Raw genomic sequence first — 22,865 nt, forward strand, 5'->3', positions numbered from 1 at the left:
CGGCTTTATCTGCGTTTTCATTCTCTTTCTCTCGTCAAGATTTGGTACCCGTAAGGCGGAAGAATCGCACTATCCCCGGCCGGAGTTCCTTCCAAATCACGCAAAGGCTCCTTGAAGGCTACGGGCTGTTCTTGATCGGTAAAATTATGAAGGAAGATGTAATCCCGGACGCCGTCAGTCCGGACATGGGCGTTAACACCCTCCGCCCATTCTGCCCGTACCGAGCGCTTGATCCCGCAACGGGCAGCCAGCTTGCCGTAAAAATCGTCCTGAAACGCGGGCTCGGCTCGCGCCGCGATATAATAAACCTCACCTTCCCCGATTCGGTTAACGGTCAATGCGGGATACCCTTGATAGAAATCTTCCTTGTACTCGGCGATCACTTCCGCCGTCTCCGCATGAATCAGATCGCACATCAAGGAAACCGAGTACGTTCCGGTCAAGCCTTCCCAGCCTGGCCCTTTCATCCCGATGGAGTTGCGGTCTTCCGGATACAGGGCGTCCAGCTCCTCCGCCCATACTCCGGTCAGCCGGCGGAGCGGTCCCGGGAACCCGCCCAGGAAGACGAGATCGTTCTCGTCGACAATCCCGCTCCAATAGGTGAGGACGAGCGTACCTCCCGAGCGAACGAAGGACTCCAGCCGTTCGGCTGTTCCGGGCTTGACCATATATAGCATCGGGGCGACCACCAGTTTATAGCCGTCAAGCGGACGGTCCATCGGCAATACGTCGGCCGGAATGCCCAGCTTCCAGAACGGTTCATAATGGCGCAGTACTTCTTGTTCGTAGCTGAGGTTCGGCTTTCGCGGTCCCTCCGCGCCTTCTACCGCCCACCCGTTCTCGATGTCATAAATCAGTGCGATTTCTGCCGGAACGAACGTGCCGGCAATCGTCTCCAGACGTTCCAGGCAAGCGCCCACTTCAGCCACATCGCGAAACACTCGCGTATGCTCATGCCCGCTGTGGTCGACAACGGCTCCGTGCAGCTTCTCGGAAGCTCCTCGGCTCTTGCGCCACTGGAAGTATTGCACGGAATCGGAGCCGTGCGCGACCGCTTGAATCGAAGACAAGGCGTGCATGCCGGGCCGCTTCAGCTTGGCGACCTCCTGCCAGTTCGTCATGCTCGGCGTGCTCTCCATGAGCAGAAACGGTTGTCCGTCCTTGAGCGAGCGGTACCGGTCGTGAACGAATGCGGTCCTGCAGGCCGTGTGCCAGTCGGGACCCCGGTCATGCCAGCGCGGGTAGCTGTCCCACGAGACGAGATCCACGTGCTCTGCCATTCGTTCGTAATTGATGATGCACATGCTCATGAAATTCGTGGTGACCGGTATGTCCGGAGCAAGCCGCTTCAGCGGCTCGATTTCCCGTATCATAAAATCGGTGCTCTGATCGGTTACGAAACGTTTCCAATCCAACTGCAAGCCTTGCAGCTTGAATTCCCCGATCGGGGATGGAGACTCGATCTCCTCCCAATCGGAGTAGGTGTGGCTCCAAAAGGTCGTATACCACGCCTTGTTCAACCGATCCAGGTCGTTGCCGTATTTGTTCTGCAGCCACAGCCGGAACGCATTCTGGCACAAGCCGCAATGGCATTCCCCGCCATATTCGTTGGAGATGTGCCACAGCAGTAATCCGGGATGATCTTGATATCGTTCCGCTAGCAGCGTATTGATGATTCTGACTTTCTCCCGGTACACCGGCGACGTATAGCAATGATTATGGCGGGTTCCGAATAAATTGCGTACCCGCTCGGGCCGGACCCGCAATACCTCCGGGTATTTCTTGGCTAACCAGGGCGGCCTCGCCCCGCTGGGCGTTGCCAGTATGGTGTAAACACCATTCCGGTACATCTTGTCCATCGTCTCGTCCAGCCACCCGAATTCGAATTGCCCCTCCCTCGGCTCCAGGCTGGACCAGGAGAACATGCCTATGGCCATGACATTGGTCTTGGCGAGACGCATCAGGCGCATATCCTCATCCCAGATGTCCGGCATATGCATCCACTGTTCCGGGTTGTAATCGGCTCCGTGCAGCAGGCGCGGAAGCTTGGGAAAAAGCGGCTTTCGTTCCCTCATCGGTGTCTCCCTCCTCTATCAGTAACATCTGATTTCAAAAACGCGAGCGTGGTCCAATCCGCCCATGCCCAGCACCTCCAAGCGGAGCTTCTTGACCTGATCAAGCTCGGTATGGCAAGTAACCTGTCGTTGGTAATTGTCTTCCACGTGCATCACTTGACGACAAGCCTCGGGAGAATCCGTAAAATATGCGATTACCCGGAACGCCTTCAACGTCTCCGGCTGCGGCCCCCATTCGTTCTGCTTGTGCAAATGCTCATCATGCGTCAGCGTCAGTCTGCGGTGCATGCCGGTGTCGAGAACGATGATGATTTCCCGTATCGATACTGGGGTCACCCATTCCAATTCAATCCACGGCTCCCGGTCGTCGGGAAGCGACATCCACCGGTGTGTGCCGGGAACGGCCAGATCCGGTCTGACTCCTCTCTCTCCATGCATGGAACGGGTATATCCATCGATAATATGGGACGCCTTCCCCTCCGTCTGCTCGGAGGAGGCTCTGACCACAGCATCACTGGACAAATTGCGAATAGCGGTAACACCGGGCAGGAACGCATCCTGCTTGATCAGCTGCTGCTGCGTGTGACGGATCAACTCCTGGTCCTGCCACGCTCGCTCCATTGGGACACCTTCCCGAACGACAAGTGCGGCGAAAGTGCCGGCGCCTTGTCCCATTACGCCGCACGTGGCCATCACCCTCGTGCTGGAAAACGCGATATGCGTAGCCGAGATGTTGCGACCGGCAAACATCAGATTGTCCACATTGGCGCTAACGAGCGCCCGAAGAGGAATTTCATACACATTGTTCGTAATCGGCTGACTGCACGGATCGGTGTCTTTGGCCTCGATTCCTTTGGGCGGATGCGTATCCATCGGCCATCCCCCATATGCGATCACATCCTCGAAGTGTACGGCATCTTCCAAGTCCCTTTGGGTCAGCATATGCTTGCCGATAAACCGCCTCGACTCCCGCTTCCCGGGCACGAAGCCGAACCAATCCAGCGCCCAGTTCTCGGATTCCGGATGATGACCGCTGTTTTTGATATGATCCCAGACGCCCATCATGATGGCCATCAGCTCATCGCGTATCGTTTCGTTGTCCGCGATCGTATCCAGCAATCCGCCGAACTCCACCCACCAGTAGCCGTATTCCCAGGAGCTGTGGCTGCGGTACTTCAAATCCTCTTCCGTAAAATGCTTCGCCCATACCGGCGGGATAAACTTCATCGGCCGGCCCATATTGCGAGCGGTAAACAGCAACGAGGAGCCAAGTCGGTAAGGATCGGCTTCTTCTCCCGCGTGCGACTCTCCATATTGCCGGGTAGACTCCCTGCCGGTCGTGTATAACGCTCCCGCCTCTTTGCCGAGCCGGCCGTCTCCCGTACAGTCTATGAATATTTTCGCGAACAGCTCGAAGTCATGCTCCGTGCTTTCACGAGTACACATGACCGACACGATCCGGCTCCCATCCATACGCACACCGGTCACTGTCGTATTGAGCATCAGCGTCAGACTCGGCTCGGCCCGACACTTTTCATATAGGATCAGATCGAACATGGATGCGCTTCGCTGCGGATTGCGGACGGCGCACTCCAGGAGAATTTCCTCCAAAATCCCCCCTTCCCTGGCTTCCGTCTGAAGCGCCTTCCCCCGCTTCGAGTTAGCCGCCCCGACGATGTGCATCCGGATTTCCGAAGAGGCATTTCCCCCCAGTACGGGCCGGTCCTGGCATAGGATCACCTTGGCGCCGTTCCGGGCCGCGGCCAGTGCCGCCATGACTCCGGAAATGCCACCTCCGGCAACTAGCACATCTGTATGGATCCGTTGTCGACTCTCTTTTTCAATCACGATGGTACTCCTCCCTGCTGCTGATCGTTTTGCAAACTAAAGAGGAAAGGAAGCAGGCTCCTCTTCCTTTCCCCCCGATTTTACTTCACGTAACCAAGCTCTTTCAGTTTTTTATCAGCGGCATCTATATAAGCTTTGTAATTCATCGATCCTTCCAGTGTCTTCAAGAAGCTGTCATATTCGCCGAGCGGCCGTTTGCCGTACATGAATTTAGTCAGCTCTTCTTCAATAAACCGGCCTGCGTCACCAGGATTGTAGCCGCTCGGGAAGTCGACAAATCCGTTCAACCCTTGAATACGCGGTGTTTTTTGCGCGAACTCGATAAACTTGATCTGCGAAGCGAATTTCACCTGCAAGTACTCCAGCTCCGGACGGCCTGTGAATTGGTACAACCAGAAGTAAGCTCCCTCTTTGGCCATCAAATCGGTCGGTATGACTTTGTCGCCTTCGAGATTAAAATGCTTTCCCTTTACGCCATACTGGACCAGCAGGGAACCTTCTTTCGAAGAAACATAATTCAGAAGATCGATCACTTTTTGCAGCTTCTCCGGTTGTTTCTCCAGCGCCTTCGGAATCGCATACAGCCCTGCAGGATTTCCGATGTCCCAAGTGCTCGTATATTTGCCGCCCGGTCCCTGGATCGCCTCCATCTGGATCCAGACGGCATTCGGATTCACCGCTTTAATCTGCTCCAATGTTTGATCGCTGTTGATGGAAGACCATTCCGAGTATAGGATTCCCGCTTGCCCTTTAATCGCCTTTTGGCGAGCAAGGACGGCCGTGTTGGCCATTAATTCCGGATCTGTCACGCCCGCTGCGGTCAATTTATTAATAAAGGCGAGGGCATCCTTCATCCCCGGGTCATATAATGCGTTCATCACTTTATTATTTTTCACATAGAAGCTCGGGGCACCGTCTCCCATCCCTACTCCATAGGCACCGAAGATCGAGAAGAACGCATCGAAATGGCTGCCTGTGATCCCGACCGTATCTTTCTTTCCATTGCCGTCCGGATCGTTTTCCGTAAACGCTTTCGCGACTTCCAGCAATTCTTCGGGAGTAGTAGGAACCTTCAGATTCAATTTATCGAGCCAGTCCTTGCGAATCCAAAAGGAAGTTTTGGACATCGTGGGCTTCTTGGCGATGGCGAACGTTTTGCCGTTCTGCATACCTTGCTTCAAGCTGGCTTCGCCGATAAAATCCTTCGTCGGCTTTAACCTATCCAAGTAAGGAGTAAGATCAAGAAGCAGGCCCTGATCGGATAATTGCTTGAGCTGCCCGCGATCGATGGCGAACAGATCCGGGAAATTGCCGGAAGCGAGGCGCACGTTCACCTGATTTTTGTAATCGTCACTGGAAGCATACACGGTTAAGTTGATTTGGGTATTCAGCGCTTTATCCAGTTCCTGCTTAATGATATCCTGATCGGGAGTGGGCAGCCCGCTTCCCGTTTCGATGATGTCCAGCTTCACCGGCATGCTGCTGCTGGCCGCCGGTGTTCCGCCGGCCGCCGGTTTATCGGACGGTTTGTCCGCAGACCCCCCACAGCCCGCTATAAGCGCCGTCCCTGCGATCGTGATAGCCGATAGCATCGGTACAATTATTTTCCTTTTCATACCATACCCCTTATCTCTTCGGTTTATATTGTTGTATAATACCGTGTCCGTCGGTTCCGGCTGCAGTCCGGAATTCGGATACGGAATCAACCTTTCACAGAGCCGAGCAGCATCCCTTTCGTGAAATGCTTCTGAATGAACGGATACACAAGGATGATCGGCAAGCTTGCAATGACGACGGAAGCCATTTGCATCGTTTCCGTAGGCAGAATGTTCTCGACGTTCTCGAGCGGCTGCTGCGTCATCATCAAGATTTCGCGGATGACGACCTGCAAAGGAAATAAACTGCGGTCCGTCACGTACATAATCGCCTGGAAAAATTCGTTCCAATGTCCGACCATGTAGAACAACCCGATGGTGAGCATGGACGGTACAGAGAGCGGCAGCACGATCTGCCATAAGATTCGGAACTCCTTCGCGCCATCGATCCGGGCGGATTCGAACAATTCATCCGGCAGGCTTTCGAAAAAGCTTTTCATAATCAGCACGTTAAAGCTCCATACGGCGTTCGGTAAAATCATCGACCAGATGGAATCGAGCAACCCAAGCGCTTTCACGACCAAGTATGTCGGAATAATGCCGCCGCTGAACAGCATCGTGAAGACGACCAGGAGCAAGAAGAGGCTTCTGCCCGGCAGGTTGCGCCGGCTGAGCGGATAAGCCATCAGCGTAGTGAGCACCAGGTTGACGAGGGTGCCGACGACTGTAATGATCACCGTGATCACGAAAGCGCTGGAAATCGTCGTTTTGCTGAACAGCTCCTTGTAAGCGCTGAACGTAATCGATTTCGGAATTAAGATGAAACCGCCGTTTTTCAATACTTCCGAGAAAGGGGTGATGGACACCGATACGACATACAGGATCGGTAAAATGGCCGCTAGTCCTGTCAGCCCAAGAATGAGGACGACAACCGCATTGACGATCCGGTCTTCCCAGCCTCTTACCATACGCCTTCCCCCCATTTCTTGGATAAATGATTGGAGCCGAGAACGAGGACGAGCCCAATCAGCGATTTGAACAACCCGACGGCCGCCCCCAAGGAGAAGTTCAGCTGCTGCAGCCCGGTCCGGAACACCCAAGTATCGATAATATCCGCGACCTGATACACTTGAATGTTGTACAAAATGTAAATTTGATCGAAACCGGCGTCCATAATGTGCCCCAGCTTCAAGATGAGCAGCATCACAATCACATTCCGAATCCCCGGCAGCGTAATGTGCCACATCATCCTGAGCCGGCTTGCGCCGTCCACACGAGCCGCCTCATATAGGGTCGGATCGATCGATGTCATGGCGGCGAGGTAGATGACCGCTCCCCAGCCGAGATCCTTCCACACCTCCGAGATGACGAGAATGGACCGGAAGTAATCGATCGACGTCATAAATCCGATCGATTGTCCGCCGGAGTCTTCGATCCAGCGGTTGACGATCCCTGAATTTTGCGAGAGCAGCGCGATCAGTATGCCGTAAATGATAACCCAGGACAGGAAATGCGGCATATAGGTCACGGTCTGTACGATCGTTCTAAACCAGCGCAGCCTGCATTCATTGAGCAGAAGCGCCATCACAATCGGCGGCGCCATTCCGAACACCAGCTTATACAGGCTGATGACGAACGTATTGATCATAAGCTGGCCGAAATAAGGGGATTGAAAGAACGTCTGAAAATGCTTGTACCAGGGATCCGCCCAGTTGCTGCCTAGGATGCCGTCCAAGATTTGAAAGTCCTTGAACGCGATGACGAGCCCATACATCGGAAAATAGCGGAAGATCACAAAGTAAAGCAGTCCGGGCAATAGCATGAGATAAAACGCTCGAAACGCCCATACCCGCTTCACAGACTCTGTAAGCCCCGACTCCCTTACCCTGCTCCCGGCCCTCGTATTACGCCCGCCTAGGATTTGCTGTTTCATAAGGCCCACCTCTCCTCTGTCTACTCACTCGCTTCCGAACGGGCTGAATTCAGTATAGCAAGCGTTTACAGGGGAAAATATACAGGGATCCTGTTAAAATGTTCGAATTATTGCAAACGCGGGATTACGTCATTTCGGCATGTTCCAAAGCGGGAAGCTCAATCCGGATCAGCGTGCCCACATCCGGCAGGGAGAAGATCGAAAGTCCATATTCGGGGCCAAAATGAAGCCCGATCCGCTCATGGACGTTCATGATCCCGATTCCGGTGAACCTGTGTTTGTTCGGCGCCTTATGGCGTACCGCAAGCAGATTGTTCAAGAGCTCCGAGCTCATGCCCAGCCCATTGTCCCGGATCGTAACGATCAGTTTATCCTTGACGCACTTCGTCCGGATCCGGATCGTGCCGGAGCGTTTGAGCGGTGCAAGTCCGTGGAAGATGGCATTCTCCACAAGCGGCTGCAACGTTAACTTCAGCATCGTCTTGCCGTTCGTTTCCGGTGCCGCGTCGATCTCCATCGTGAACTTATCGCCATATCTCACCTTCTGAATGTACGCATACATGCGCAGCCCTTCCAGCTCCTCCTCCAAGGAGACGAATTCCTTGCTTTTATCAAAGCTGAAGGACAGCAAGCCAACGAGCGCCTTGATCGTTTCCCGTACCTCGCTGATTTTGTGCTGCTTGGCTAGAGAGCTGATGCAGGCCAGTGTATTGTACAAAAAATGCGGAGCAATTTGACTCTGCAGCATTTTCAGCTCGAATTGCTTCTTGCGGCGATCCGCCTCTTTCGTTTCTCTCATCAAAAGATGAATCCGCTCCATCATCGCATTATAGCTTCGCGCCAACCGGCCGATCTCATCGTTTCCTGTCGTTTGTATACTGTGAAGCACCTCCATATCGTAAACCCGGTCCATCTTCGCCACGAGCGTACGAACCGGCTTCGTAATATAGCGGCTCAACATATAGGTGCTCGCCAGCACCAGAACGAACCAGAACAAACCCGCGGTGCTGAAGTTCTGATACAGGCTGCGAATATTTTGATAGAAGAAGCTGTTTTCATAAAACGCGATAAAATACCAGCCTAGCCGATTCATCCCGGATTTCACGGCAACCAGGTCTCCCTGTGGACCCGCAAGCTCCGATGTTCCGATGGGAAGCTCCGAGATTTGCTCGACGAAGCTCCCCTTCAGCTCCGGCGGAAACACCGAGGTGTTGTAGGGCAGCAGCCGTGTCGAGCTGTTGGTACTTTCAACCAAATGAACGACATTTCGTTGATTGGTGACGATCGCGAACGTTTGATGTCTCGTATTCATGAATTGAGCGATCATGTTCGATAGTTGGGCGAGATCGATCTCCACCACGGCTATCCCTCGAAACGACTGGGTCGCAGCGGATTGAATGGGCAGCACGAAGGCGACCGTCTTTCCCGACATCGGGGATTGATAGGGCTCGGTGATAAACATCCCGTACGTTTGCTTGGCCTTTTCAAGCAGTGAGGAGATGTGCGGATTTCCGATGATTTCGAAGGTCGTCTGGGCGTGGGAAATGACGGTGCCATCCTCTCGAACCAAATAGAGCGACCTATACAGCGTTCGGTTCATATTCGCATAGGATCGCAGAACCTCTGCAGCGTCCTTCTCCTTCCCGACGTTCAACAGATCTCCTTGGGTGGAGATCAAAAGTAGAATGTTTTGCACATTGTCCAAGTACGCATTCATGTACAGATTCGTGCGGTCAATGATGATTTGGGCATCTGTGACGACTTGCTTGCGGAACAAATCCTCCGCTTCCCGCAGGTTGTTCCAGGCAAGTCCCCCTAACAGGACGAGCGTTCCCAGGGATAAAAATAAAAAATGTTTGGCCAGCATGCTCCAGCTGCCAAACCAAGATATTAGTGCTTTCATATAATCATCAGCCCTTTTTGTAATCTGTAGGTGCTACCCCTGTCCAATTCCGGAACAGCTGCGAGAAATATCGGTAATTGGGAATGCCTACCCGTTCGGCCACCTCATACACTTTAAGCGATGTGGTCTGAAGCAGCAGCACCGCCATTTCCAGCCGCAACCGGGTGACATATTCGTTAAAGGACTCGCCAGTTTCCTCCCGGAACAGACGGCTCAGGTAGTAGGAGCTGAGGCCAACCTCCTCCGCCACGGAAGTGAGGGTAAGCGGCTCGTTCAGCTTGCTCTCGATGATGCGCCTGGCGAACTGCACTTCTTTCCGAATTTTCCGATCGGTGACTGAGGTGGAAGGTTGATGCTGGGATTGTTCCCGGCGACTTTGTTCCTGCTCGTAATGTCTTAGATTGACCTCACGCTTGATCGCTTCTCTCGCCTTTTCTATGGCTGACTTCAGTTCCTCTTCATCGAACGACAGCTTTGTAAAATAATCCAAAGCCCCAAGCTTCAGTGCCTCTTGCGCATAATGGAAATCACTATGGCAAGTTAGCAACACAAATTGACTCTGTGGATATCTTTTTTTGACTTCGCGGAACAGCTCCAGTCCGTTCATGATCGGCATCGTTATATCGGAAATCAGGAGCTCCGGCTTTAAGGACTCGCACAGCTTGAGCGCTTCCTCCCCATTCTCCGCTTCTCCGACGAGCTCGGCTCCCAGGGAAAGCCACGGCATCGAGCGGAGTTCCTGTCTTAACGGCAGTTCATCATCTATGATCAGCACTTTGAGCGGTGTGGCCGACATGCATCGCACCATCCTGTCTATACACGATTACGACCATGATACCAGCAATACCCGGGTTTGTTTATACCAAAAAGTTGCTAGAATGTACAAAAAACGAAACTGGCTCGTAAAAAATATTAAAGCCTCTGAAGCAGATTCACTCCAGAGGTACTTGGTCGTGGCGTTCAGTTGGCGCATGGGCGTGCAGGCAGAGGGGTTCCGATTACCAGTCTAATAATTTCGCTAAAAAAGGACCCGCCTGCAAAAGTGCAGACAAGTCCTTGAGATCCCTCATTTCCTTACATTACACAAGCTCTTTCAGCACATCCTCGATCACTTCGAGCGTATAGTCGATGTCCGCGTCGGTGTGGCTGTAGCTAACGTGATTGCGCTTGATGTTCATCGGCATTTTGAAGATGCCGCGTTCGATCAGCTTCTTGCGGTAGTTGACGTACAAGGTCGCGTCGTTGTGCTGGAGGTCGGTATAATTTTTAGGAACGAAGTCCATAAAATAAGTCGTCCAAACCGAGCCGAAGCCGGCTACGATCGCTTTGACGCCCAAGCGCGCGTGGATGTCGCGAATGCCGCTCCGCATTTTCTCGCCCAGGCGGAATACATGCTCATGTACGGGCTCGTTCTCCATCATCTCGAGCGTCGCGATCGTCGCGGCGGTCCCGACGGCATGGCCGTTGTACGTACCCGCGAACCAGACGTCCCCGCCGGGCTGCGTGTTGAAGCGCTGCATGAGCTCCCGCTTGCCCGCAATCGCCGCAATCGGGAAGCCGTTCGCCATCGCCTTGCCCATCGTGGTTAAGTCCGGCGTCACGCCCGCAACCTTCTGATAGCCGCCGATATTATGGCGGAAGCCGGTGATCACTTCGTCGAAGATCAGAATGACGCCATTGGCCGTACACAGCTCGCGCAGCCCTTCCAGGAAGCCCGGTTCCGGCATGATGCAGCCGATGTTGTGCGGGATCGGCTCGACTATGAGCGCCGCGACTTCATTCTTGTTGTTGCGGAGCGTCTGTTCCACACTGTCCAGATCATTGAACGTACAGATAAGCGTGTTGTCGATCGCTTCGTCCATCATGCCCGCGGACCCCGGATCGCGCTTGCCGATCATATCCCAGGCGCTGAGCATGTTCCGGGCGACGTAGTCGTGCCAGCCGTGGTAGCAGCCTTGGAACTTGATCAGCTTCGTCCGCCCCGTAACCGCGCGAGAGAGACGGATCGCATGGTAGGTCGCCTCCGAACCGGAGTTGCAAAACAACACTTGATCCGCGGACGGCACGTGGCTCACGATTTTGCGTGCGCATTCAACCTCGAGGTCGGTCGTCCCTACCCCATACAAGTCGGTACGGCCGAGCGCTTCGATGACTTTCCCATTCACATAGGGATGGTTGTGACCGAGGATATAGGGCCCGAATGCGGCCTGGTAGTCGATATACTTCTTCCCGTCCGCATCGTAGATATACGCGCCCTCGCCCTTCGTGAAGACAGGGAACGGATCGACATTGCGGATGGACGTGTGGACCCCGCCCGGCGTATATTTTTTGGCCTCTTCGTGAATTTGCTGCGATTTGCTCAAGCTCATAGGAAACCTCCTGAAATGTTGAGTACTTTAAAGATGAGTTCAATATATTGAATTCTATTCAGAAACTGCTATTGCCATTATAAGAATACCTCCCTTTATCCGTCAATACTGAAATGTAAACTTGGGTCCTCCTCCATTATTATCAGTGGATTCGCAGGGAACAAAAAGCGTTTGACAGCCAAAGCCGATCAATTGTAAAGTGGGGTTAAAAGCGATTCAACCTATTGATTCCTACTTAAAATCGGAGGACCATTCGCATGAGATTGAAGGACAAACGTGTTTTAATTACGGGAGGAGCCCGGGGAATCGGCCTCGGGATTGCCGAACGATTCATCCGGGAAGGCGCGAGCGTATTTCTCGTTGACCTGCGCGAGGAACAATTGACAGGTGCTGTAGAACAATTGAAGAAGCAAGCCCAGTCACTGCCGCATGGAGATTCGATCCATGTGCATTCGGCGGTATGCGATTTGGCGGACGCCGCTCAGGTGGAGCGGGTAGCAGCCCTAGCCTGGGATACGCTCTCCGGCCTCAATATTCTGATCAACAATGCGGGCATCGCCGTGCGTGAGCCGTTCACCTCGATCCCGTATCAGCGCTGGCTGGACATCGTGAACGTGAACTTGAATGCGATGTTCCTGCTCAGCCAGGTGGTCACCCAACGCATGATCGAGGAAGGCATTCAAGGGTCGATCGTCAACATGGCGTCCAAGAACGGCCTCGCCGGCAGCTCCATGCTGGCGCATTATAACGCCTCCAAGGGCGGCGTCGTGCTGCTGACGCAATCGATGGCGGTCGACCTGGCTCAGCATGGGATTCGGGTGAACGCGGTAGCGCCGGGGTTCATCGACACTCCGCTCGATCGCGAGCTCAAGAAGAAGGAAGAGAATCCGCTCGATCTCACCTCGCGTACCCCGATGCGCCGGCTCGGGACGATCGAGGAAACCGCCAATGCGTTCCTGTTCCTTGCTTCCGACGAAGCCTCCTATATCACAGGCACTACGCTCGTCGTAGATGGCGGCCATCTGGCGAATGCAGGTGAACTCTAATGGCACAAGGCACGAAGGAATATTCCGTTCCGGCACTCGAGAAGTCTATCCTCATCCTGAACGCGCTCGCGGAAGAGGAGCTGACGATCGGCGATCTGCACGCGCGGCTGAAGCTTCCGAAGACAACGACGTTCGTCATCCTGAATACGCTGGAGCAGCATCAGATCATCAGCAAATCCCCCGACGGCCGTTATCGGCTCGGTCCCGGAGTGCTCCGATGGAGCAACCGGTACTTGAACTCGATGGATATGGTTCAGATCGCCCGCCCGCATCTTCGCCAGCTGGTCGAGGAAACGCCGTATACGGCACACCTGGCTGTACTTATCAACCAACGCGCGGTGTACTGCGACAAAGTCGAAGGCTCGGGCTTCGTCCGGTTCGCCACGTCGATCGGCCAGAGCCAGCCGCTCTACCAATCCAGCGTCGGCAAGGCGCTCGTCGCCGACATGTCGGATGCGGAGCTGCTGCAGGCGCTGCCCGGCGAGCTGCGGGGGTCTACCCCGAAGAGCATCCGTACGCCGGAGCAATTCCTGGAGGATATCAAATTCGTTCGCGAGCACGGCTTCTCCCTGGAGGACGAAGAATTCGAGGAGGGCATTCGCTGCATCGGCGCTCCGATCCGCGACTCGTCCGGCGGCATCGTCGCTTCGATGAGTATCACGGCGCTTAGCAAAGACTTGCCGGCGGTGAAGTTCATGAAGGTTGGCGAGCAAGTAAAGACCGCCGCCATGCATATTTCGCGAGAGCTCGGCTACCATACTCCCCAATCGGAAGGAAACGAGTGAGATGACGATCAAATTGCGCAGCATGGAATGGTTTGAAGGAGCGGTCGATCACTCGTTCCAGCACCGGTCGGCCATGCGGGCGATGGGCCATGTGCCGGAATCGTTCGTCGGCAAGCCGATTATTGGAATTTTCAACTCCTGGAACGACCTGAACAGCTGCAACTACCCCCATAAGGAATTGGTGGAATACGTCAAGCGCGGCGTCCTGCTCGGCGGGGGCTACCCGATCGAGCTGCATACGATTACGACTCCGGCGGATTTCATGAAGCCGTCCGATCTCCCCTATCGCAATCTGATGGCGATGGACGTGGAGGAAACGATCCGCTCGCTGCCGATCGACGGGGTCGTGCTGCTATGCGAATGCGACAAGACGACGCCCGCCCAGCTCATGGGCGCGGCTAGCTGTGACCTGCCCGCGCTGCAGCTCGCGGCCGGGCATCGCACACCCGGCGTCTTCCGCGGGAAGACGGTCAATTACGGCACCGATACGTGGAAGTATATCGACGACTATAAGGCGGGCCTCCTCTCCGACGAGGAGTGGCGTGAACTCGAGAAGTGCATCTCCTGCAGCCTCGGCGGCTGCCCCGTCATGGGGACGGCGTCCACGATGAAGAGCGTGTCCGAGATGCTCGGCATGATGCTGCCCGGAACGTCCAGCATTCCCGCGACGCATGCTACGCGGAAATCCGCCGCGGAAGCGACCGGGCGTCGGATCGTGGAGATGGTGCAGGAGAACCTGACGCCATCCAAGCTCATCACGGAACGGTCGCTCGTCAACGCGATGAAGCTGCTCGCGGCGCTCGGCGGCTCGACGAACGCGATTCTCCATCTGACCGCAATCGCCGGCCGTCTCGGCATCCGAATTCGGCTCGACGACTACGCGAAGCACTCGGCCGACGTACCGCTGCTCGTGAACATGCAGCCGAGCGGCACGTTCAATATGGACGACTACTTCCATGCCGGCGGCCTAAGCGTCGTCATCCGCGAGCTGCTGCCGCTTCTGGATGGCGACTGCCTCGGAGCGACCGGCGAGACGATCCGCGATATTTACGGCCGGGTGCCTACGGAGTTGTCCGACGTCATCCGTCATCTGGGCGAGCCGGTGATGGAGCAGAGCGGCATTGCCATCGTTCGCGGCAACATTTGCCCGGACGGAGGCATCATTAAGCTGTCGGCAACTTCAGAGCACCTGCTGCGTCACACCGGCCGGGCCGTTGTCTTCGACAGCTACGAGGAGATGCAGGAGCGGATCGACGACGATGATCTGGACGTCGACGCCGACTCCGTGCTCATCCTGCGCAACTGCGGGCCGGTCGCGATCGGGATGCCGGAGTGGGGCGCGATCCCGATCCCTCGCAAGTTGCTGCGCGAGGGCGTCCGCGATATGGTGCGGCTGAGCGACGCCCGGATGAGCGGGACGAGCTACGGCACGATCGTGCTGCACGTCGCTCCCGAAGCGGCCGCGGGCGGTCCGCTCGGGCTCGTGCAGACCGGCGACGTCATCGTGCTCGACGTGCCGGCGGGTACGCTGAACGTCCGGCTGAATCCGGTCGAGCTGGAGGCCCGACGAGCGGTCTGGGTGCGCCCGAAGCCGCGGCATGTGCGAGGCTATCCGAAGCTGTACGCCGATCACGTGCTACAGGCGCCGGAAGGCTGCGACTTCGACTTCCTCCGAGCCGACAGCAAGGAAGAGGCCGCCTTCGTACCCCCGATCGTCGGTCGCGGTTAACCGGTTATCATACGCAAAAGGAGAGGAATCGCATGATTCAAATCGGGGTAGGGCGCAAAGATATCAACCCCTCGCTGGACGTCCCTCATGCCGGCTGGGGCGCGCAAACGCATATATTCGCCGACGGGATCGAGTCGGATCTGTACACGACGGCCTTATACTTAACCGACGGCACGACCAATTCGATTCTCATCGATATCGACGCGTGCCTGTATCTCATCGACCAGTCGAACCAAGTGCGCGAAGCGGTGGCGGAGGCGACCGGATTGCCGTTCGAGCAAATCCGGCTGTCGGTGACCCATGCACACTCGGGGCCGATCTTCTGGAGCGACTATTACAAATCCGCCGAGGCCGCCCGGCAAAAGTACTTCCAGCTCATGCTCACGCAGACGGTGGAAGCGGCCCTGGAGGCCAAGCATAACCGCGTGGCCGTCACCGTCGAGAGCGGCGTCGGCGCTTGCCATGTCGGCGTGAACCGCCGGCAGCGGCTCGACAGCGGCCGGGTCATCACCGGCGCGAACGCGGCCGGGCCGATGGATCCGGATGTTGGTGTCGTGCGGTTCGAGGACGCGGAAGGCGCCGTTGTCGCCACAATCGTCCACTACTCCGCCCACCCGACTACGCTCGGCTACACGTACAAGCTGCACAGCCCGGACTATCCGGGTGTGGTCAAGCGGGTCGTTGAGCAGTTGTCCGGCGGTACCTGCCTATTCCTGCAGGGCGCGACGGGCAACGTCGGTCCGGGGCCGGAGGGCTTCCTGTCGAACTTGACCGCTACGCAGCGCATCGGGACGATTATTGGCGCGGAAGCCGTCAAGGTGTCGCTCGAGCTGGGCGCGAACGCTCTGCAGCATGAGTTCGTCGGCGTCACCGAATCCGGTGCGTCGCTCGGCATTTTCAACACGACCAAGCCGATGAAGGAGCAGAGCATCCGGACGCTGCACACCCACATCTCGCTGCCGCTCCGGGAACTGACTCCGCTCGATGAAGCAAAAGCCACATACACGCGCCTGGCCGAGGAGCTCGACCGGCTGCAGACTGGCGGCGGCAGCGCGGAGGAAATCAGCGCCGTGTCATTCCAGATGAAGCGGGCGTTCCTCAATTGGGACACGTCGCGCAAGTACAATGGCATGACACACACGGACATCGAAGTGCAGGTGCTGCGCATCGGCGATATGGTACTAATCGGCACCCCGCTCGAGCCCTTCGTCGAGATCGGGCTTCACATCAAGGCCCACTCCCCGTTCCGGGTAACGCTGTTCAGCGGGTACTCGAACGGACACCTAGGGTACTTGCCGATCGCCGAAGCGTATGCTCAAGGCGGGTACGAGGTCATCACCTCGCCTTTCGCCCAGGGCGCAGCGGAGCTATTTATGGAAAAGATGACGGAATTGCTGAATCGCTTGTGATGCCTATTCGAATCGATGAATCAGTCCGTCCACCCGAATGCACCAGAAACCGCCCCTACGGGCGGTTTCGCGCTGATCCGATGACAAAGTTATGAAGGCCTGCTACCAAGCTTTAACCGTCGAACCGCAGCAGCACACAAGTTTTATCGTCCGGTCTGCGGCCTGCTACCCGTTCCGACCGCTCCACGTGCTCTGCGAAGACGGCGAGTTCGCTATTTACGATCAAAGGCAATACCTCCGCAGGGCTTTGCCCGGGCAAGATCAGCCCGTCCGTCAGCAGCAGCAAATACCGGAGCGAGCTAGGATCGATCGACCCGGTTTGAATGAAGTCGCGCATTTCCTCCATTCCGTTGGCAACCCCATATCCATCGGGCATATTGGCCATCCAGCGGCAGTACTCCTCTTCTCTCCTTGGATCCTCGAAGAACGAGTCGTCCGGCACGTAGATGCCTTGCTGCCGGTCCTCCGCCCTTTTCCGGGCGGCCCTGGCCGGAACGCCCTCCACATAATCGCGGGTATGAACGGTGACGTTCCCCTCTATATCCATGCTGATAATCATGCAGTCGCCTACGTGGACAAAGCGAATTTCCCGCGTATCGACGCTAATGACCGCCCCACAGGCGGCCCATCGCTCATGAAGGGGCGTCATATCGATCCCTGCCGATTCCATTCTGCCGCGCAGCTGCCGGTTCGCTTCGGTCAACTCGACGAAAATGTCCGCCCCCGGCTTCAACGCTTCGAAATGTTCCCGGAACAGGTTGGCGGCAATATAGGCGCCATTATGCCCCCGATGATCCTTGTAGTCGGTTATTGGCGTTACGCCGTCGAATACGCCGAACAAGCGGGCTTGTTCATTGACGAGAAGCGCATCCTCGCACTCTGTTTTTAACGGGCTCGTCTTTGAAAAGGTTGTGAAATGCATCGCTTGCCTCCGTTCTTTCTTCCATTGACTGCTTCAATTAGGGCTCTTACAATAAAACATATCGATCCGTCAAGTCGGCGAAGGAGGGCGTCATGACCATTTTCCCCGTCTACCAAGATGCGCTCGCCGTAGCCAACTTGGTTAAAGGCAAGCTGCCTTTCTTTATTCGCACGGTTACAATCATGACCAAAGTCCGGCTGCATCATCACGATTTTGTCGAGCTGGCCTTCGTCTATGAAGGGTACGGCACGGAAATCATTAACGGAAAGCCGCATCGCTTGCAGCCGGGCACGGTTACATTCCTCCTCCCGCACCATATCCATCAAATTCAGTGCAGCGATCCGTCGAGTCCGATCCGATTGTACTGCTGCATGTTCGACATCAGCCTGCTTCTCGGCCCGCAGATCGATGCCGAGATCGGCTATCTGCTGCTCAAAACGGGCGATGGCCTGCCTTCCTATACCGATCTTCCTATGGAACAAACTTCAGAGATGAAGCGCATCTGCACGCAAATGCTCCGAGAATACAACGAACAGCTTCCCGGGAAAGACAGCTATTTGCGGGCCAAGCTGACGGAGGCGCTGCTGTTGTACATTCGCTCGCACCCGAATACGGGAACGGAGCGCGGGAAAAGCAAGGATGCCGAGGCGCGGCAGAAAAATTGGGAAATGATTCAGTATGTCCACTCGAATTACGCCGAACGGTTGACGGCCGAATCGTTGGCCGAGCGGTTCCATGTCAGCGTCTCGTCCGTTCACCGGACGTTCAAGCAAAGCCTGGGCCAGAGCTTCTGGAACTACCTGCTGGCCCTGCGCGTTCGCCGCGCCACCGGACTCTTGGTCGCCACGGATATGACCGTGCAGCAAATATGCGTCGAGGTTGGATTTGAATCGTTCCGGACCTTTTCCCGCGTGTTCAAAGAGCATACCGAAATGACGCCAAGCGGGTTCCGGTTAGCTTCTCGGCAGACGCAGGGTCAAGCCGAAGACCCGTCTAAGCAGGGGTAAACGCCCGGAGACTTCCGCTCCGGGCGCCCTGCTGCTCACCGAAAGCGTCCCGCTCAGCGGCTTCGACCTTCTCCGGGCTTCAGTTGGATCAACCCTGCAACCGGCAAATGGTTGGAGGCTTGGGAGTCAATCGTGGCGCCTTCTCTTGCGTGAAAGTTTGTATCGATCCAGATATGATCCGTTCGTTCGTTGGGTGCATTAGCAGGAAACGTATCCGGGCCTTTACCCGGGAACAGCGCGTCCTGGAACTGCTTCCCGATGACCTTCATTTCCGGACTGGACGGGTCTGTGCGAGCGGCAATGGCAAGCAGCCTGCGGCCTTCCGTCGCGTCGGCAATAGCAGAGATTTGATTGGCCTGCTGCAGCCGATCGGATTGTGCAGCGCCGAGTTCCGTACTGAATACGGTTACCCTTTCGCCGTTCAGATCGATCTGGGCTTCCAATACTCCGGTTCGCTCCGCTTCGCTGCCGTCCAGCAGATGCACGTTCGACTGAACGATCGGGTACTTGCTGATCACGGCGGCTCCTCTTTCTCTCAGTCGATTGCCGGATTCGGGATTGCCCGGCTGCTGCTCGAATGCCCCGAAGGCGAAGTACATGCCGAGCCGGGATGCAATCCGGCCGGCCTGATCCACATAGCCGCTCCGTGCCGAATAATGGCGGTCTACGCCCTGCAGGGCGATCACTTCCGCACCCGATCGCTCGATCACATCGGCAATCCGGTCGAGGTCGAGCCGTCCGTCGGTTCCGATGCCGTTGTTGATCTGGTACGACATGACCTTCATGTCGGGCGTAAAGTTCGTATCGATGGTTACATCGCTCACGATCGGAAAGTGGTCCGATGCCTGAGATTGGATCACGGTGCTGTTCTCAAAGGCGATGTAATCATTTCCGAGAATATAATCGATCCGCTTGGTCGGATTCGTCGATTTGAATGTGTAAGCATTCGGCTGGTCGACGAAAGCATCCGAAAATCCCGTTAAGATCGTCTCGATCTCCGGCGCATTCGGCTCTGCGTTCAAGTCCCCTACAAGCAGCTTCGGGCCTTGTCGTTCCCCGGTCCACTCCAGCGCCTCTTCCGCCTGGGACAGACGGTCCGACGCTTCGACTCCCCAATGGGTGACGTAAAAATAAAACAGCTTGCCTTGTACATCGATTTTCGTTTCCAGCAGCGCCCTAAAGTGCGTATCATATTCCGTATGCACCCGGTTGCTTACCGAAACGATCGGATACTTGCTCAAGACGGCAGCGCCGTGCTCCCTGCGGTTGTTTCCAGATGCAGGAATCGGTTTTTTATACGTGGAGGGGCCGTACGCGTAATACATCCCCAAACGTTCCGCCAGCCAACCGATTTGGTCTTCGTAGTTGCTGCGCGGATCAAAATACCGGTCCACCTCGTTCAATCCAATGACGTCCGCCCCGGAAGCTAGGATGACTTGGGCAATCCGCTCCAGATTGACGACGCCGTCGCTCCCCATCCCGTAATGAATGTTATAGTCCATAACGCGCAGCTTGATCTTGCCGGATGCCGATGCCGTTCCTGTTGGCTGCACGATACCCATGCACATAAAGGTCAGGATAAGAACGCTTAACAACCATTTGCGTTTCATCATAGAGCCTCCTAAAGATTGTTTTTATTCGGGATATTCGGAACCCGTCGACGGATGGCCGCAACGCATACGAAGGGCAAATGATCGGAGGCCAGCGTGTGGATCACGGCTCCGCCGCTCAGACGGACTTCCTCACTTCCGAAAATATAGTCGATCCGCTTGATCGGCCGTTCGGCCGGAAATGTGTTCATCATATGGCCGTTCGAGACGGCATCCCGATAATGGGCACCGAAATAACGGATTTCCGGAGAGTCGGGGGTCGCATTGAAGTCGCCGACGACGATTCTCGCCCCAGGGCATTCCTTCATCCACTGGATCGTTTCCTTCGCTTGCACCATCCGCTCCTCCCCGTCCAGCCCCCAATGGGTCGAGAAGAAATACACGAATTGTCCGCCGATCTCGATCTTCGCCTCCAGCAGTTCGCGATGGTTCCCGACGCAGGTCGAGAACAGCCTTTGCCTGCTCGCTGCGATCGTATATTTGCTCAGAACCGCAGTCCCGTGTTTACGCCTGCGGCCTCCCGATTCCGGCGTCGGGTCCCAGTCGATGCTGCCCCCGAACACGTAATGCATGCCGAGTTTTTCCCCGAGCCATCGGGTTTGATCCTCATGGAAGCTTCGCTCGCTCCAATGGTCATCCGCCTCCTGAATGCCGATGATATCGGCTCCGGATCGGGCGATGACGCCGGCAATCCGATCCAAGTCTACCCGGTCGTCCATTCCCCGGCCATGACGGATGTTATAGGACATGATGTTCAGTGTAATGCTGTCATCAGGCAAAGCGTTCACCTCTTGTCGTCACCCAGAAACCGGCATGGATCAGCCCTTGATGGCGCCGATCATGACGCCTTTCACGAAATATTTTTGCAAAAACGGATAGAGCAGCAAAACCGGCAAGTTCGCCACGACAACCATTGCGTACTTGATCGCCTCGACCTCCAGCAGCTTTTGGGCCAGAGAGGCATCCGACATATCGACCATTTCCTGCATTTCGCCCAAGATCAAGATTTCCCGAAGCAACAGCTGCAGAGGGTAGTGATCCCGGTCGGTCAAATAAATGAGCGCGTTGAAGAAGGCGTTCCAATGGGCAACGCTATAGAACAACACCATAACGGCGATAATCGGAAGCGACAGCGGCAGGACGATACGGAACAAAATCTGGAAGTCCGTGCAGCCATCGATAGAGGCCGACTCTTGAACCTCGTGAGGAATGCTCGTCTGGAAAAACGTCCGCATAATCACGATGTTCCAAACCGCCACCGCATTCGGAATGACAAGGGCCCAGATCGTGTCGAGCATGCCCAAATTTTTGACGAGCAAATAATTCGGGATCAAGCCTCCGCTAAAAAACATCGTGAAGACGGCGAACGCCATGATGGCGTTGCGGCCGTGGAAATCTTTGCGCGACAGCGGATAGGCGGCGCAGATCGTCATGGCCAGATTGATGGCCGTGCCGACGACCGTGTAGACGATCGTATTCCGATAGCCGGTTACAATTTCCCCGCTTTGAAAGATGCGGCTGTACCCGACCCACGTCCAATCTTTGGGAACGAGCCACACCTGCCCCTTCATGACGGCGGCCGGATCGCTCACCGATGCGGACAGCACGAACACGAGGGGATATAGCACGACAAGGACAACGATACTCAGAAGGGCATACACAAGCGCATCGAACAAACGATCGCCTGGACTGCGGTCTACCATGGCGTTTCCTCCTCACCACAAGCTCGTTTGCTTCATCCGCCTGGCGAGGGAATTGACCAGAACGAGCAGCACGAAGTTAATTAAGGAATTGAACAGACCGACAGCCGCTGAGAAGCTATACTGGGCGCCAACAATTCCAGTCCGGTACACATAGGTCGAGATGACGTCGGAGCTTTCGATGTTAAGCGAATTCTGCATCAGGAACACTTTCTCGAAGCCTACGCTCATAACCGACCCTACATTCAGGATTAGCAAGATGACGACGGTCGGCATAATGCCCGGTAAGTTAATGTGCCAGATGCGCTGTAAACGGCCAGCCCCGTCCACGCGTGCCGCATCATGGAGCTGGGGGGCGATGCCGGTTAGCGCGGCCAAATAGATGATCGAACTCCACCCCATCTGCTGCCAGATGCCCGAGCTTACATAAATCGTTTTGAACCAAGACGGCTCGGTCATGAATGAGATCGGCTCCCCGCCAAACCATACGATCAATTGATTGATCAGACCGTTCTTGGGCGACAAAAACATCATAACCATTCCCACGAGCACGACGGTCGATAAGAAGTGGGGAGCGTAGGTGACCGTCTGCACGACCCTTTGGAACAGGCGATGTCGAGTCTCGTTGATGAACAGTGCCAGTAGGATTGGAGCGGGAAAGCCGAAAATAAGCGATAGCAAGCTAATGCCAAGTGTGTTTTTAATCAGCGCCCAAAAGTAATAGCTTTCGAAAAAACGCTCGAAGTGCTTGAAGCCGACCCACGGGCTTCCCCATATCCCTTTTGTGGCGATAAAGTTTTTGAAGGCGATTTGCAGGCCGTACATGGGCATGTATTCGAACACGATAAAGTACGCGATGACCGGAGAAACGAGGACGTACAGCCTCCAGTTATTTTTTGCGGTTCTCAGGATGGATTTTGTCAACGAATTTGCC

The 22,865-nt window shown here is 55.6% G+C and carries 18 protein-coding genes; 5 read left to right on the plus strand and 13 right to left on the minus strand.

The genetic code is table 11. From position 1 onward, the window contains the following. Positions 1-17: 17 nt before the first annotated feature. From ACI5FR_RS03660 to ACI5FR_RS03695, 8 genes are all read right to left on the minus strand, one after another. Complete coding sequence (locus tag ACI5FR_RS03660; protein WP_405450430.1) at positions 18-2,075, minus strand: beta-galactosidase; 2,058 nt, start codon at positions 2,073-2,075, stop codon at positions 18-20. An 18-nt stretch (positions 2,076-2,093) separates the two neighbouring features. After that, on the minus strand, positions 2,094-3,923 hold the full coding sequence (locus ACI5FR_RS03665) for an FAD-dependent oxidoreductase (RefSeq protein WP_405450433.1): 1,830 nt from the start codon (positions 3,921-3,923) through the stop codon (positions 2,094-2,096). An 80-nt stretch (positions 3,924-4,003) separates the two neighbouring features. Then, positions 4,004-5,539, minus strand: coding sequence for an extracellular solute-binding protein (locus ACI5FR_RS03670; protein WP_405450436.1), 1,536 nt, complete (start codon positions 5,537-5,539; stop codon positions 4,004-4,006). Between the two features lie 86 nt (positions 5,540-5,625). After that, a complete protein-coding gene (locus ACI5FR_RS03675; protein WP_405450438.1) occupies positions 5,626-6,486 on the minus strand; it encodes a carbohydrate ABC transporter permease in 861 nt (286 codons plus the stop codon). Next, positions 6,480-7,451: an ABC transporter permease gene (locus tag ACI5FR_RS03680; RefSeq protein WP_405450440.1), complete on the minus strand. Its 972-nt coding sequence runs from the start codon at positions 7,449-7,451 to the stop codon at positions 6,480-6,482. Before ACI5FR_RS03680 ends, ACI5FR_RS03675 begins: the two co-directional genes overlap by 7 nt. Before the next feature lie 124 nt (positions 7,452-7,575). Beyond that, positions 7,576-9,354, minus strand: a complete 1,779-nt coding sequence (locus ACI5FR_RS03685) for a cache domain-containing sensor histidine kinase (protein WP_405450441.1) — start codon at positions 9,352-9,354, stop codon at positions 7,576-7,578. Between the two features lie 7 nt (positions 9,355-9,361). Next, on the minus strand, positions 9,362-10,150 hold the full coding sequence (locus ACI5FR_RS03690) for a response regulator transcription factor (protein ID WP_405450444.1): 789 nt from the start codon (positions 10,148-10,150) through the stop codon (positions 9,362-9,364). 283 nt (positions 10,151-10,433) lie between these two features. Further along, positions 10,434-11,723: an aspartate aminotransferase family protein gene (locus ACI5FR_RS03695; RefSeq protein WP_405450446.1), complete on the minus strand. Its 1,290-nt coding sequence runs from the start codon at positions 11,721-11,723 to the stop codon at positions 10,434-10,436. Positions 11,724-11,980: 257 nt separating this feature from the next. Here ACI5FR_RS03695 and ACI5FR_RS03700 point away from each other — a divergent pair, with 257 nt between their 5' ends. From ACI5FR_RS03700 to ACI5FR_RS03715, 4 genes are read left to right on the plus strand one after another with little or no spacing between them, the layout of a single operon-like run. After that, a complete protein-coding gene (locus ACI5FR_RS03700; RefSeq protein WP_405450449.1) occupies positions 11,981-12,769 on the plus strand; it encodes an SDR family NAD(P)-dependent oxidoreductase in 789 nt (262 codons plus the stop codon). Further along, entirely contained in the window at positions 12,769-13,554 is a 786-nt protein-coding gene (locus tag ACI5FR_RS03705) for an IclR family transcriptional regulator (protein ID WP_405450451.1), read from the plus strand. Before ACI5FR_RS03700 ends, ACI5FR_RS03705 begins: the two co-directional genes overlap by 1 nt. 1 nt (position 13,555) lies before the next feature. Beyond that, positions 13,556-15,283 carry a dihydroxy-acid dehydratase gene (locus ACI5FR_RS03710; protein WP_405450454.1) on the plus strand — a complete coding sequence of 576 codons (1,728 nt, stop codon included), beginning with the start codon at positions 13,556-13,558 and terminating at the stop codon, positions 15,281-15,283. Between the two features lie 32 nt (positions 15,284-15,315). After that, positions 15,316-16,692 (plus strand): neutral/alkaline non-lysosomal ceramidase N-terminal domain-containing protein, encoded by a 1,377-nt coding sequence (locus tag ACI5FR_RS03715; RefSeq protein ID WP_405450457.1) that lies wholly within the window; start codon positions 15,316-15,318, stop codon positions 16,690-16,692. Positions 16,693-16,804: 112 nt separating this feature from the next. Here ACI5FR_RS03715 and ACI5FR_RS03720 read toward each other — a convergent pair whose 3' ends face one another. After that, entirely contained in the window at positions 16,805-17,614 is an 810-nt protein-coding gene (locus tag ACI5FR_RS03720) for a protein phosphatase 2C domain-containing protein (protein ID WP_405450460.1), read from the minus strand. Positions 17,615-17,706: 92 nt separating this feature from the next. Between ACI5FR_RS03720 and ACI5FR_RS03725 the strand changes: the two genes are divergently transcribed. Next, positions 17,707-18,621 carry a helix-turn-helix domain-containing protein gene (locus ACI5FR_RS03725; RefSeq protein WP_405450462.1) on the plus strand — a complete coding sequence of 305 codons (915 nt, stop codon included), beginning with the start codon at positions 17,707-17,709 and terminating at the stop codon, positions 18,619-18,621. A gap of 53 nt (positions 18,622-18,674) precedes the next feature. Here the strand turns inward: ACI5FR_RS03725 and ACI5FR_RS03730 are convergent, their stop codons facing one another. The 4 genes from ACI5FR_RS03730 to ACI5FR_RS03745 are packed head-to-tail and all read right to left on the minus strand — an operon-like array spanning position 18,675 to position 22,855. After that, on the minus strand, positions 18,675-20,231 hold the full coding sequence (locus ACI5FR_RS03730; protein ID WP_405450465.1) for an endonuclease/exonuclease/phosphatase family protein: 1,557 nt from the start codon (positions 20,229-20,231) through the stop codon (positions 18,675-18,677). Positions 20,232-20,242: 11 nt separating this feature from the next. Then, entirely contained in the window at positions 20,243-21,010 is a 768-nt protein-coding gene (locus ACI5FR_RS03735; protein WP_405450467.1) for an endonuclease/exonuclease/phosphatase family protein, read from the minus strand. Between the two features lie 39 nt (positions 21,011-21,049). After that, the gene (locus tag ACI5FR_RS03740; protein WP_405450470.1) at positions 21,050-21,934 is read right to left on the minus strand and encodes a carbohydrate ABC transporter permease; all 885 of its coding nucleotides are present in this window, start codon (positions 21,932-21,934) and stop codon (positions 21,050-21,052) included. A 12-nt stretch (positions 21,935-21,946) separates the two neighbouring features. Next, entirely contained in the window at positions 21,947-22,855 is a 909-nt protein-coding gene (locus ACI5FR_RS03745; protein WP_405450472.1) for an ABC transporter permease, read from the minus strand. Positions 22,856-22,865 lie beyond the last annotated feature (10 nt).

The organism is Paenibacillus sp. HJGM_3 (assembly GCF_045062745.1).
Classification (GTDB): Bacteria; Bacillota; Bacilli; order Paenibacillales; family NBRC-103111; genus Paenibacillus_AA.

Coding starts and splice junctions, on each gene's coding strand:
- ACI5FR_RS03660 (WP_405450430.1), bottom strand. CDS start 2,075: ATGAGGGAACGAAAGCCGCTTTTTCCCAAGCTTCCGCGCCTGCTGCAC.
- ACI5FR_RS03670 (WP_405450436.1), bottom strand. CDS start 5,539: ATGAAAAGGAAAATAATTGTACCGATGCTATCGGCTATCACGATCGCA.
- ACI5FR_RS03675 (WP_405450438.1), bottom strand. CDS start 6,486: ATGGTAAGAGGCTGGGAAGACCGGATCGTCAATGCGGTTGTCGTCCTC.
- ACI5FR_RS03680 (WP_405450440.1), bottom strand. CDS start 7,451: ATGAAACAGCAAATCCTAGGCGGGCGTAATACGAGGGCCGGGAGCAGG.
- ACI5FR_RS03685 (WP_405450441.1), bottom strand. CDS start 9,354: ATGAAAGCACTAATATCTTGGTTTGGCAGCTGGAGCATGCTGGCCAAA.
- ACI5FR_RS03690 (WP_405450444.1), bottom strand. CDS start 10,150: ATGTCGGCCACACCGCTCAAAGTGCTGATCATAGATGATGAACTGCCG.
- ACI5FR_RS03695 (WP_405450446.1), bottom strand. CDS start 11,723: ATGAGCTTGAGCAAATCGCAGCAAATTCACGAAGAGGCCAAAAAATAT.
- ACI5FR_RS03700 (WP_405450449.1), top strand. CDS start 11,981: ATGAGATTGAAGGACAAACGTGTTTTAATTACGGGAGGAGCCCGGGGA.
- ACI5FR_RS03705 (WP_405450451.1), top strand. CDS start 12,769: ATGGCACAAGGCACGAAGGAATATTCCGTTCCGGCACTCGAGAAGTCT.
- ACI5FR_RS03710 (WP_405450454.1), top strand. CDS start 13,556: ATGACGATCAAATTGCGCAGCATGGAATGGTTTGAAGGAGCGGTCGAT.
- ACI5FR_RS03715 (WP_405450457.1), top strand. CDS start 15,316: ATGATTCAAATCGGGGTAGGGCGCAAAGATATCAACCCCTCGCTGGAC.
- ACI5FR_RS03720 (WP_405450460.1), bottom strand. CDS start 17,614: ATGCATTTCACAACCTTTTCAAAGACGAGCCCGTTAAAAACAGAGTGC.
- ACI5FR_RS03725 (WP_405450462.1), top strand. CDS start 17,707: ATGACCATTTTCCCCGTCTACCAAGATGCGCTCGCCGTAGCCAACTTG.
- ACI5FR_RS03730 (WP_405450465.1), bottom strand. CDS start 20,231: ATGAAACGCAAATGGTTGTTAAGCGTTCTTATCCTGACCTTTATGTGC.
- ACI5FR_RS03740 (WP_405450470.1), bottom strand. CDS start 21,934: ATGGTAGACCGCAGTCCAGGCGATCGTTTGTTCGATGCGCTTGTGTAT.